General features: G+C 43.1%; 8 protein-coding genes and 1 riboswitch. Of the genes, 4 read left to right on the top strand and 4 right to left on the bottom strand.

Annotation, left to right across the window (positions count from 1 at the left end; all coding sequences use genetic code 11):
* Nucleotides 1–10 precede the first annotated feature (10 nt).
* The 3 genes from ASE42_RS06460 to ASE42_RS06450 form a co-directional block, all read right to left on the bottom strand.
* Complete coding sequence (locus ASE42_RS06460; RefSeq protein ID WP_056766132.1) at nt 11–1,660, bottom strand: methyl-accepting chemotaxis protein; 1,650 nt, start codon at nt 1,658–1,660, stop codon at nt 11–13.
* The gene (locus ASE42_RS06455) at nt 1,657–2,634 is read right to left on the bottom strand and encodes a BMP family lipoprotein (protein ID WP_056766130.1); all 978 of its coding nucleotides are present in this window, start codon (nt 2,632–2,634) and stop codon (nt 1,657–1,659) included. The genes ASE42_RS06460 and ASE42_RS06455 overlap by 4 nt, the downstream gene beginning before the upstream one ends.
* Before the next feature lie 218 nt (nt 2,635–2,852).
* Nucleotides 2,853–3,701, bottom strand: a complete 849-nt coding sequence (locus ASE42_RS06450; RefSeq protein ID WP_056766126.1) for a S1 RNA-binding domain-containing protein — start codon at nt 3,699–3,701, stop codon at nt 2,853–2,855.
* A gap of 237 nt (nt 3,702–3,938) precedes the next feature.
* Here ASE42_RS06450 and ASE42_RS06445 point away from each other — a divergent pair, with 237 nt between their 5' ends.
* The 4 genes from ASE42_RS06445 (at nt 3,939) to ASE42_RS06430 (ending at nt 10,955) form a co-directional block, all read left to right on the top strand.
* Entirely contained in the window at nt 3,939–4,430 is a 492-nt protein-coding gene (locus tag ASE42_RS06445; protein WP_012009527.1) for a YajQ family cyclic di-GMP-binding protein, read from the top strand.
* A gap of 81 nt (nt 4,431–4,511) precedes the next feature.
* A riboswitch (SAM riboswitch) is annotated at nt 4,512–4,630 on the top strand.
* 78 nt (nt 4,631–4,708) lie between these two features.
* Entirely contained in the window at nt 4,709–6,550 is a 1,842-nt protein-coding gene (locus ASE42_RS06440; RefSeq protein WP_034621789.1) for a bifunctional homocysteine S-methyltransferase/methylenetetrahydrofolate reductase, read from the top strand.
* A complete protein-coding gene (gene metH / locus ASE42_RS06435) occupies nt 6,534–9,962 on the top strand; it encodes a methionine synthase (RefSeq protein ID WP_056766124.1) in 3,429 nt (1,142 codons plus the stop codon). The genes ASE42_RS06440 and metH overlap by 17 nt, the downstream gene beginning before the upstream one ends.
* A 135-nt stretch (nt 9,963–10,097) precedes the next feature.
* Entirely contained in the window at nt 10,098–10,955 is an 858-nt protein-coding gene (locus tag ASE42_RS06430; protein WP_056766123.1) for a GNAT family N-acetyltransferase, read from the top strand.
* A gap of 43 nt (nt 10,956–10,998) precedes the next feature.
* Here ASE42_RS06430 and ASE42_RS06425 read toward each other — a convergent pair whose 3' ends face one another.
* Nucleotides 10,999–12,813 (bottom strand): IucA/IucC family protein, encoded by a 1,815-nt coding sequence (locus ASE42_RS06425; RefSeq protein ID WP_056766121.1) that lies wholly within the window; start codon nt 12,811–12,813, stop codon nt 10,999–11,001.
* Nucleotides 12,814–12,818: the final 5 nt, after the last annotated feature.

The raw sequence follows: 12,818 nt of genomic DNA, 5'->3' as shown, positions 1-12,818 counted from the left end.
GGTGCTTTTCTTATGAAAGTTTAAATCGCTGGACGGTTTCATTTAACCTTGCCGTCATACTCATCAATTCTTCGACCTGTTTGTTCATTTGATGGAACGATTGCAGCTGTTCATTGGCTGAGGCAGAAATTTCTTCGCTGCCAGCTGCTGTTTCTTCTACAACTGCACTAATATTTTCAATCGAGTGCAGCACTTGTCCGCCAAGTTCTGTTGATTGCATAATTTGGTCATTTAAGACCGCCATTTCTTGTTTAATATGCTGCGCTTTTGTTTCTATATCTTCAAAGGAGTGTGAGGTTTTGTCCATCGCATCCTGCTGCTGAAGTGAAAGCTTGACCCCTTCTTGAACCGTTTGACTAATGGATTGAATCCCTCTTTCAATATGACTGACCATGTCAAAAATTTGTCTTGTTGCATTTGACGATTCATCGGCAAGCTTGCGAATTTCATCTGCTACAACGGCAAAGCCTTTTCCAGCTTCGCCGGCTCTTGCCGCTTCAATGGCTGCGTTTAAGGACAGCAGGTTTGTTTGGTCCGCAATGTCAGATACGGTTTTGGCCATGGCCGAGATTCCGCTGGCGTATTGCGTGAATTCTCCTGCTGACTCTTCGATTTGTCTCGTGGCATGTGTATTTTTTTCAATCGCTTTTTTTGTTTCTGTTAACGTGTGCTTTCCGCTTTCTACGGCTTCGATGGCATCCTCTGTACTGCGGATGACCGTTTGTGAGCGTTCAGAATTTTTATGTCCATGCTGGTCCATTTTCTCAATCAAGCTGACGCCGTGCTGGAGATCTTCTGAAATCGCTTGTGACCCATTGGCCATTTCGTCCGTCGAAACAGATACTTGATTCGCAGACTCCATCATCTTTTTATTTTCTTCATCTAGATGGAATGAAAATGTCTCTACTCGACCTGAGACATGGCTGATTTCTTTAATCAGACTAATCAGCTGATCGGTCATTTGATTAAAGGATTCATTCAAGCCGCCGATTTCATCCTTACGCTGAATATCCATCCGCTCCACAGCAAGATTGCCTTCTGCGATCTGCTTTGCTCTGTAGGATAATGATTTGATGGGGGTCACGATGGATCGCGTTAGTCCAATATTTAAAAAGACGGCAATGACAATCAGTGTGAGGGCTGAGACGAGTGCACTTGTAATAATCCATTGCACATTGTCTGCTGCATTCTCTAGATTTTGTTTATACGCTTCTTCTGCTCTTTTATTCATCGTATGCACATCATTTAAAACGCCATCAATTCTTGCTGCCACACGTCTTGCATCCGAGGCGTTTTTTTCACCAATGGAATTGTTTGCTTCTTTGATCCACGTGTCATATTTTGAATTTAACCTTGTTAATGCCTCTTTGTTCATATTTCCTGCATGTTTGTTTAACGTTTGCAGCTGTTTTTTTGCTGTAGAAATATCGTTTTGAACGATCTCTAGCTGTTCATCTGAGAGTGTCATCGAATAATTGGTCATAGCTTGCTCGACACTTTCAAAGCCTGCCTTCGTTTTTTGTACGTTTAATAAGGTTTGGACATCTGTCTCATTTGATGATTGGATCTTTGTCATGCTGACAATGATAAAGGCGATGACGCCAACTGCTAAAAGAAGTGAGATAAGTGAATTGAGTAAAATCTTGACGCGTAAGCTCATGATGCGCCTCCCTCTTCTTTTAGAAGCGTCTGTTTCAGCCCATTTAATTTTTTAGTCAATGTCTCAGCATTTTTCAAAACCCGAATTTTTGCCATATCGATTCCATCATTGCTTAAATCATAGACAACATGCCCGCTTTTCATTTCATTGTTCTTCACGAGCTGTTCGCTGAATTGATAGACCACTTCATCGACTTTTTTCACCATAGACGAAATGACCGCTTTTTCAGCAGTATAGTACTGATCGCTGTCTACACCAATGGCATATTTGCCCTGTGATTGCGCTTCTTTTAATACGCCGACACCTGAATAGCCAGCTGCGGCATATAAAACGTCTGCTTTCTTTTTGATCATGTCTTTGGCTATTTTACCGCCCTTGCCTGCATCACTAAATGTACCGGCATAGGTGGATAAGATCTTGATTTTCGGATTGACTGATTTGGCGCCTTTTTGAAATCCTTTTTCAAAACGATGGATGACATCTGCATCAACACCGCCAACAAATCCAATAACATCGCTTTTCGTTGTCATCGCAGCAAGTGCACCTGCTAAATAGCTGCCTTGCTCTTCTTTAAATGTCACAGAGGTCACATTTTTAAGCTCAGATACGGCATCAATGAGCAGGAACTGCTTATTCGGATATTTCTTTGCGACTTTTTCTAGGTCTTCTTGCATACTGAAACCTACACCGATGATGAGATCATTGCCCTCTTTGACGAGCTCTGTCAGCCCTTTTTCATATGTATCAGTTTCTGCAATTTCTCTATAATCAAATTCAATGCCAAGCTCATCACGTGCTTTTTCTAATCCTTTAAATGATGAATCGTTAAATGATTGATCACCAAGACCATCATCTGTGAGCATAACGCCAATATGCTTCGCAGTTGATTTTGGCGCCCCCTCCTGTTGATTACCGCATGCGGCGAGCACCATAAGCATGGCTGCCATCAGAAGTATTGAAATCTTCACTTTCATCCAAAAACACACTCCTTTTATCATCCTTACTCCTTTTTTATCGGATTTGAGGGGCGTTGTTTCAATGGTATAGTGAAGGTTTTTCATGACTTTTTTCATAGAAAAAAGGATAAAATCATCATGATTTTATCCCTTTTTCTTCTTTTCAGCGTGATTTGAAAACCCTTTGAAGTCTAGCGCACAAGTCTGCGGACGAAGCCGGGTTTGCCTTCAGTTGCTCACTTTTTCTCGTATGTCCAGCCTTCTTTTTGGTAAACTAGACCATTTTTCATGAGATGACCTAGTGCTCGTTTAAAGGCTGCTTTGCTCATTTGAAATCTTTCACGGATATCCTCTGGATCACTTTTGTCCCCATACGGCATTGCGCCGTTTCTTGTTCTCATATAGGTTAAAATTTCTTCTGCATCGACAGATAATGCCTCCTGTTTTCTAGGAAGCAGAGAAACGTTTACGGTTCCATCCTCTTTCACTGCAATGACGCGTCCTGTAACGGTCGATCCTAATCTTGGCTCTTCCTTTCGTTCCGTGCGGTGGATAAACCCACGCACGCCTGTATCTGTCAGCATAAAAGAACCTGTCGCAATTAAGCGATAAATGGTTCCAGTGATTTCTTTGTTCATTAAGGTTTCTGGTGCCTCAGTAAACAATTCACTGATCACATCTTCTGTGGCTGGCTTTGCGAACATTCTGCCGTAGCTTGTGACTTTCAGCATACAGTAGAGTTTGTCTCCTTTTTTCGGCCATGCTTCCTCAAATGGCGGGAGGTGTTCTGTTGCCACAAGTGCATCCTTTGACAGTCCAACATCAACAAATGCGCCCATGTCTTCTACCACGTCTACGACTTCTACCCAGCCGTATGTATGCGCGTTAATTGTAGGTATTTTCATCGTGGCAGCGAGTCTTTCTTCATGATCTACATATAAGTAGACCTCCACTTCATCTCGGTCACCAATATCTTCTGTCATTTCACTGCGATGTAAGAGGACCGAATCTTCACCGTCTGTCAAAAAGTAGCCGTATTCCATTTCGTTCTCTATTTGCAAGGTCAGTTGCTCACCTGGTCTCATGTTCTCTTCCTTCCTATCTGCCCATAAAAGAGCGTTCGTTCATCTTTTGATTCACTCTATTCTACTATACTTCTCCCCGCATGAACATCTCTAGTTCTGTTAGCTAAAGTGGACAAACTGGAAACGATTTATACCGCAGCCGGCTGAACTCTTTGGCTCATCTTTTCGATAAAGTTTCTTCTTCTCCTATTCGCATGATAAAATAGACGCAATATCAATACTTGGAGGTCATGTGCTATGGCAAAAGAAAGCTCATTTGACATTGTATCGAAGGTTGAACTGCCTGAAGTGCAAAACGCTGTTCAAGCAGCACTGAAAGAAATTAAAAACCGTTATGATTTTAAAGGAAGTAAAAGTGATATTTCTCTCGAAAAAGAAGAGCTCGTTCTCATCTCTGATGATGACTTCAAACTTGAGCAGCTAAAAGATGTGCTTGTGACAAAGCTGATCAAACGAAATGTTCCAACTAAAAATATCGATTATGGAAAAACTGAGCATGCCCTAGGCGGTACAGTGCGCCAGCGTGCGAAGCTCATCAGCGGGATTGATCAAGACAACGCCAAAAAGATCAACGCGCTTATCAAACAGTCTGGCATCAAAGTGAAATCACAATTTCAGGATGACCAAGTGCGTGTGACAGGGAAAAATAAAGATGATTTACAAGAGGTGATTTCTCTTATGCGCAAGGCTGATTTGCCGATTGATGTCCAATTTATAAATTTTCGATAAATTTCAAATTTTCCATTGATTATTTCTGCATTTTTCGTTACAGTTGATGGAAGTTCAATTCATTGACATGTTCATATTGCTTTCTTATCAAGAGAGGCAGAGGGACTGGCCCTGTGAAGCCTCAGCAACCGGTGTAGTAGAAATTTATTTTCTATGACCAAGGTGCTAAATCCAGCAAGCAACTGCTTGGAAGATAAGGAGAAGAATTACGATACAGCCAAAAAGTCTTCTTCTTATCAGAAGGCTTTTTTTGTTACATAGAAATAAGGAGGAATACAATGGGCCTATTACAAGACTTACAAAACCGCGTACTGATAGCTGACGGAGCGATGGGAACACTTTTATACTCTTACGGCATTGACCGCTGCTTTGAAGAATTAAATTTATCGAAAGAGGATGAAGTGAAACGCGTGCACGAAGCATATGTGCAGGCAGGCGCTGACATCATCCAAACGAACACATACGGTGCGAATTATATTAAACTATCCCGCTACGGCTTAGAGGAAGAAACGAAACGCATCAATACAAAAGCGGTACAAATTGCAAAAGCAGCCGCAGGCTCTGCTTATGTACTCGGAACAATTGGCGGCATTCGGACGTTTAACAAAAATGCCTACTCTATAGAAGAAATCAAACGAAGCTTTAGAGAGCAGCTGTACATCCTATTAAATGAAGAACCTGACGGATTGTTGCTTGAAACGTATTATGACATAGAAGAAGCAAAGGCTGTTCTCCAAATTGCCCGCAAAGAAACGACTCTTCCGATTGTCATGAACGTCTCTATGCATGAACAAGGCGTTTTGCAGGATGGTACCCCGCTGAAGGATGGTTTATCTGAGTTATCATCTCTTGGTGCAGATGTTGTCGGCATCAACTGCCGGCTGGGCCCTTATCACATGATTCAGGCACTAGAAGGCGTTCCACTTTTGGAAAATTCGCATTTATCTGTCTATCCTAACAGCAGTCTCCCCTCTCTTGAAGCAGGCAGACTCGTCTATGATACCGATAACGATTATTTCCGAAAAAGTGCACTTGAATTTAGAAATCAGGGCGCACGTATTATCGGAGGCTGCTGCGGAACAACACCTCAGCATATTAGCGCAATGGCTGAAGCGGTCAAAGATTTAGCACCGATCACTGAAAAAGAAGTGAAGGTGTTAAAAGAAGAAATCATTTCCATCCAAGATCAGCGCACTGAACCAGGTCTTGATGAGCTGGCTGTGAAAAAACGTTCGATTATCGTAGAGCTTGATCCGCCAAAGAAGCTGAACTTCGAAAAATTTCTCGTTGCTGCAAATGAATTAAAGGATGCTGGCATTGATGCATTGACGTTAGCCGATAATTCTCTTGCGACTCCGCGCATTAGCAATGTCGCTTGCGGCGCATTATTAAAGCAGCAGCTCGATATGCGTTCTCTTGTTCATATCACATGCCGCGACCGTAATTTGATTGGCCTTCAATCTCATTTAATGGGGCTCGACACCCTTGGATTAACCGATATTTTAGCGATCACAGGCGATCCATCTAAAATTGGAGACTTCCCAGGTGCAACATCTGTCTATGATTTAACCTCCTTTGATTTGATTCGTCTCATCAAGCAATTTAATGAAGGCCTTTCTTTCTCAGGAAAACCCCTTGGCAAAAAGACCAATTTTTCAGTGGCTGGCGCGTTTAACCCAAATGTGCGTCATATTGATAAAGCAGTCAAACGTCTTGAGAAAAAAATCGAATACGGGGCTGATTATTTTATTTCACAGCCTGTTTATTCTGAGGAACAGCTTGTGAAAATTCATGAGGAAAGCCGCCACTTGGATAAACCGATTTACATCGGCATTATGCCGTTAACAAGCAGCCGAAACGCCGAGTTTATTCATCACGAAATTCCAGGCATCAAATTATCTGATTCTATTCGTGACATTATGGCCAAAGCTGGCGAGGATAAAGAAAAGCAGCGAGCAGAAGGCTTAGCGATTGCCCGCTCTTTATTAGATACAGCCTGCGAATTGTTTAATGGCATTTATTTAATTACTCCTTTCCTTCGATCAGATTTAACAGCAGAACTGACCACCTACATCCATCAGAAAGAAAAGGAGTCTAACGTCCATGTCAACTATCACTGAACAGCTCAAAAAACGCATCCTCGTCCTTGATGGGGCAATGGGCACAATGATTCAAAACGCCAGCCTGACAGCAGAGGACTTTGGCGGAGAAGAGTATGAGGGCTGTAACGAGTATTTGAATGTGACAGCCCCTCACATCATCTCTAAGATCCATAGGGAGTACCTCGAAGCAAATGCTGACCTCATTGAAACAAATACGTTCGGCGCGACAGAGCTCGTCCTTGATGAATATGGGCTTGGCCATCTTGCCTATGAACTCAATGTTCGAGCTGCGCAGCTGGCTAAGGCTGAAGCAGATCGTTTCTCTACACCGGAGCAGCCTCGTTTTGTTGTAGGCGCAATGGGCCCGACAACGAAAACATTATCTGTGACAGGCGGCACAACCTTCAGTGAGCTCGTCAGAAACTATGAAGAGCAGGCCCGCGCTCTGATTGACGGAAAATGTGATGCCCTTCTTTTAGAAACAAGCCAAGATATGCTGAATGTAAAAGCTGGATTCAAAGGGATTCAGGAAGCCTTTCAGCAGACGGGCATTCAATTACCACTCATGGTATCAGGAACGATTGAACCGATGGGCACCACCCTTGCTGGTCAGGATATTGAAGCCTTTTATATCTCTCTTGAGCATATGAAACCCATCAGTGTGGGCCTTAACTGTGCGACTGGTCCAGAATTTATGACAGACCATATCCGCACGCTCTCCTCCATCGCAAAGTCAGCGGTGAGCTGCTATCCGAATGCTGGTCTCCCAGATGAAGAAGGCCAATATCATGAATCCCCTGCCTCTCTTGCGAAGAAAATCGCCGCCTTTGCAAAGGAAGGCTGGTTAAATATCGTCGGCGGCTGCTGTGGGACTACACCTTCGCATATTCAAGCATTGTCAGATGAAGTACGCACGATTCAGCCGCGTCATATCACTCGAGAATCACCGCAGCATACCGTATCAGGAATTGAGCCCCTTATTTATGAGGATTCAATGCGTCCTCTTTTTGTAGGCGAACGGACCAATGTCATTGGTTCTCGCAAATTCAAACGGCTCATTGCGGAACAAAAGTTTGAAGAAGCAGCAGAAATTGCTCGTGCTCAGGTGAAAAATGGCGCTCACGTCGTTGATGTGTGTCTGGCTGATCCAGACCGTGATGAGGCAGCAGACATGAAAGGCTTTTTACAAGAAGCCATGAAAAAGGTGAAAGCTCCTTTTGTCATTGATTCAACGGATAAACACGTGATTGAAAAGGCACTCACCTATTCTCAAGGGAAAGCCATCATCAATTCCATCAACCTTGAGGATGGCGAGGAACGCTTTGAAGAGATTCTTCCTCTTGTGAAGCTATATGGCGGTGCACTTGTTGTTGGCACGATTGATGAAATAGGAATGGCCGTGACAGCAGAACGAAAGCTTGAAATTGCTGTACGTTCTCACGATTTGCTAACGAAGAAATATGGAATTCCCGCAAGTGATATCATTTTTGATCCGCTTGTCTTTCCCGTAGGCACTGGAGACGAGCAATATATTGGCGCCGCTGAAGAAACGATCAAAGGCATTAAAATGATCAAGGAAACCCTGCCTGAGTGCCTCACCATTTTAGGCATTAGCAACGTATCTTTCGGACTTCCGCCTGTTGGCAGAGAAATCTTAAATGCCGTCTATTTGTATCACTGCGTGCAAGCAGGGCTTGACTATGCCATTGTCAATACAGAAAAGCTTGAACGCTTCGCTTCCATTCCAAAGGAAGAAATCAAACTAGCTGAAACCTTGCTTTATGAAACAAATGATCAAACACTGGCTGAATTCACCAAATTTTACCGCGGCAAAAAGAAAACGGAGAAAAAACCAAAGATCTCCTTATCACTTGATGAAAGGCTGGCGCTCTACGTCGTCGAGGGAACGAAAGAAGGTCTCATCGATGATCTAGCCCTTGCTTTGGAGCATTATGAATCGCCGCTTCATATCATCAATGGCCCGTTAATGCAGGGAATGGCTGAAGTTGGTCGTCTTTTTAATCAAAACGAACTGATCGTAGCCGAGGTACTCCAATCGGCAGAGGTCATGAAAGCATCTGTTTCGTTTCTTGAGCAATATATGGAAAAGCAGCATGCAAGCGGGAAAGGAAAGATTCTTCTTGCGACTGTAAAAGGAGATGTCCATGATATCGGGAAAAACCTTGTCGACATCATTTTGAGCAATAATGGCTTTCAAGTGGTCGACCTCGGCATCAAGGTGACACCTCAAACATTGATTGAAGCTGTGCAAAAGGAAAAACCAGATATGATTGGGTTATCAGGCTTACTTGTAAAGTCCGCACAGCAAATGGTACTAACCGCTCAGGATTTACAAAAAGCAAACATTTCTGTTCCTATTTTGGTCGGCGGTGCTGCCCTTTCTCGTAAATTTACAAAAATGAAAATTTCGCCTCATTATGATGGGCCTGTTCTTTACGCAAAAGATGCTATGGACGGACTGTCATTAGCCAATGAGTTAAAAGCAAATCCACTGCAATTTCAAACAAAGCCGCCAGAAGAGCCAGCGGCACCTATCAAGGAGAAAGAAGGAAAGCAGCCGAAAGCTGTCATTGAATTACTAGAAAAACGCGCATCTCTCCCGCAGGCACCGGTATTTACACCAGAAAATACCACACGCCATTATGTGAGGGACATCGATTTGCATCATATTATGCCATATGTGAATGAACAAATGCTCATTGGTCATCATCTCGGTTTAAAGGGAAAGGTCAAAACCTTATTATCTGAACAGCACCCAAAAGCATTGGAATTAAAACAGCTTGTCACAGATCTTCTAAACGAAGGCAGAGAGAAAAACTGGTTTGCGCCAGCATTTGTGTATCAATTCTTCCCTGCCAGTTCAGACGGGAATGATTTGCATATTTATGATCCCGAAGAACCTGACCGCATCATTGAAACGTTCCAATTTCCAAGGCAGGAGAAGCTCCCGTACCGCTCTATTTCTGATTATGTACGGAAAAGTGATGAAAACGAGAAAGATTATATTGCCTTATTCGCCGTCACAGCCGGCGCGCGTATACGTGAAGTCGCGCAGCAATTTAAGCAGGAAGGAGATTATTTAAAAATGCATGCTGTCCAAGCTCTGGCACTTGAGCTTGCAGAAGGATTAGCTGAAAGAACCCACCAAGTGATTCGTGACAAATGGGGATTCCCTGACCCAGTCGATTTTACAATGGAAAAGCGATTCCAAGCGAAATATCAAGGGCAGCGCTATTCCTTTGGTTATCCAGCGTGTCCAAATCTTGAGGATCAGGAAAAGCTGTTCAAGCTGCTTCAGCCTGAAAAAATCGGCATCCATCTGACAGAAGGATTCATGATGGAACCGGAAGCATCTGTTTCAGCGATCGTCGTTTCCCACCCTGAAGCTCGATATTTTAATGTTCATTAAGACTAGAACCTCCGTCATTGGGGGTTCTTATTTGATACACGCTGAGAGGAAAAGGATCTTCCTTTTCCTTTTTCTTATGCCTTCATATGGTACGATACATATAGATGAAATCAGCTAAGAAGGAGTTGCATTGTATTGGAAAACGTTGTACAACGAACTTTAACACTTGATGACATACCCGATCTTATCGCATTGTCAAAAGAGGTCGACTGGCCTGATTACAATGAGGATGAGCTTACATCTCTTTTAACAAACGGATATTTTACAGGTTTTTCAACAACAGATGGACAAGTGATCTCATGTGCGGGACTTTTCCAATATGATAAAGCTGCATCAATTGGTGCCGTTATTGTATCTGAGACGCATCGCGGCTTAGGCCTTGCGCGGAAAATGATTGACACCCTGCTTCGCCGGAGCGATCAAAGTGTTCCTGTCGTTTTAACTGCTACTGTACAAGGACAGCCCGTTTACGAAAAAATCGGATTTCAAACAGCCGGCTATATTCATACATACAAAGCACAGACCACGAATCCATCGGCTTTTCGTGTGTCAGGCGGGATTCACCTCTCTCCTGCTGATGAAGCGGACCTTCCGTCTATTGAAGCACTTGACGAAAAAGGTGCAGGCACCAATCGATCAAGCTTTATAAGAAAGCGAATGGAACGAGCATCGTTCCGGCTGATCGCAAAGAATGAGCATCATGAAACAACTGGATTTGCATTTGGCATCGAAACCCCTGCTAATCTAATGATTGGACCGCTTACAGCAAACGATGATCAAACCGCTCTCTCGCTCATCCAATCACTCATCTCGTCTTATTCAGGGGCAATTCGTTTAGATATGCAGGAAGAAACTGCTGAACGCCTGCATGAAACACTTGTTGAAGCAGGATTTACGAAAACAAACGTAGCCCATTTTATGATGATTCGCGGGAAAGAAAAACTAAATGATCCCGCCCTTTTCTATTTTCTTGCCTCTCAAGCATTTTCTTAAAAAACAAACAAGCTGTAGACACTTAATGTCTACAGCTTTTCTATTACTTCTCCCCAACTGACGAAAGAACATGAGCGAGTGCATTTGTGACCTTCCCATGCTCTGATGCATGCGGGCGGTCATCACCATCTCCATAGCCATAATCAATCATTCGATTACGATTTAAGCAAAGCTTTGTCAGCTTCGGCTGGAATAGATCAAATAATTCAAAACGGTCTTTTAGCTGCGGAAATTGCTTTTGATACTGCTGAATTTCTTCCGCAAGCAAACGCCAAAGAGTCGTTTCATCTAACAGATTGTGATTGTCTAATACGTTGGATACATAACGCAGATTGCAAATAAATAATCCTGTAAAGATAAATTGTACTAGACCTTCTGGCGGCTCACTGCGCAGCACTTCTTTTAAATCTTCTTCTAGTGAAGCTAATTCAGGCAGCGGCTGGTCACTTATATTCACATCATCAACGAAATCTTTGATCGCCAAACGATGCGGCTGATGATTTTTTAACACAAGAATTGTATTTTGCCCATGCGGTGAAAAGACTGTGCCGTATTGATACATAAAGTGCAGCAGCGGCGGCATCACGACATGGAAGAACTTCGTCATCCATTCTTTTGCTGAGAGACCTGATTTTTCAATCAGCTGCTTGATATACGGCTCACCTTCATGATCCTCGTAAGTAAGTGCCGCAAGTGTAACAGGGCTCTCCCCTTCTTCTAAGTACGTATAAATGCTTTCTCTAAAAATGACACCGAGCATCTCAAGATATTGATACGGCGCACCAGGCAGTTTGCTGTAGTATGGATGATCGACATTGATACTTGCATTCTCACCTGGTAAAATGACGCGGCACACATCAGATAAAAATGAGTCTTGATCGGCAATCCCTTTAATATGCGCTGTAATGCGCGGGGCAATGACCGTACGTTCTGATGGGAGTCCACGGTACACGAGCGTATTTAAAATACTCATTGGCAGTTTAATATGATGCTTGTCTTTATTTGAGATATTTGTAAAGGTTCTGATCGACTGCTGCGGGATATATTGATCCAGCCCCTCTCCCAAATACACAATCCGGCGCAAGGCCAAATCTTCAGGGAAATGCTGAATAATCATATGCGTCCACTGCCACTTATGGACAGGCATCATATAATAGTCAGCTGCATTCAGTCCTTCATCCTTTAACACACGCTGAAATTGACGAATCGTGACTTCATCTAATTCTTTAGCGATCACCTGCTCATAGTTTTCATGATCGACTGCATGGAATGTCGCAAGCTCTCTATGTACAGCAATCCAAGACAGCTGCACACATTCCTGCCGTTCTGGTGCATAGGCTAAGTAATCATCGTAGCTGAATCCTATACGTCCTTTGTTATACACAATCCAAGGATGGCCTGTCATTTCTCCTTCAATCCATGCATAATCCGTATCTGTCAGTTCATCCGCACGAAGTGCTTTTTTCGACAGCAAATGGACATCGGCTAACAAAGTATGGTGAAGCTCTTTGATAAGATGGCCTGTTGTGTCAGAAGACATTGGAATGATCGGCTGAATGTCTAGTAAAAACACAATGGCACTGACATCCTTTGACCATTTTCCATCTTGACAGTACTCAATTGATTCAGCGATTGTATCAAAACTATCAAACAACCGAGGTTTTGCCAGATAACGATATTTCTTATGTTCGTGAATGATTAATTCATACTGCGCGATGCCATCCTTACAATCCAGTTCTATAGGATGAAGCATGTCCTCATACATGTATTCAGACAGCATTTTTGCCACCATTCGCTGGTTTGCCTTTTTCCAAGCAGCAGGATTCACCGCTTTTTTCAATTCATCTTGTACACTCATCGCTT

It is taken from the genome of Bacillus sp. Root920 (assembly GCF_001429445.1).
GTDB lineage: Bacteria > Bacillota > Bacilli > Bacillales > Bacillaceae > Bacillus > Bacillus safensis.
This window is presented reverse-complemented; position numbering and strand designations above follow the sequence as displayed.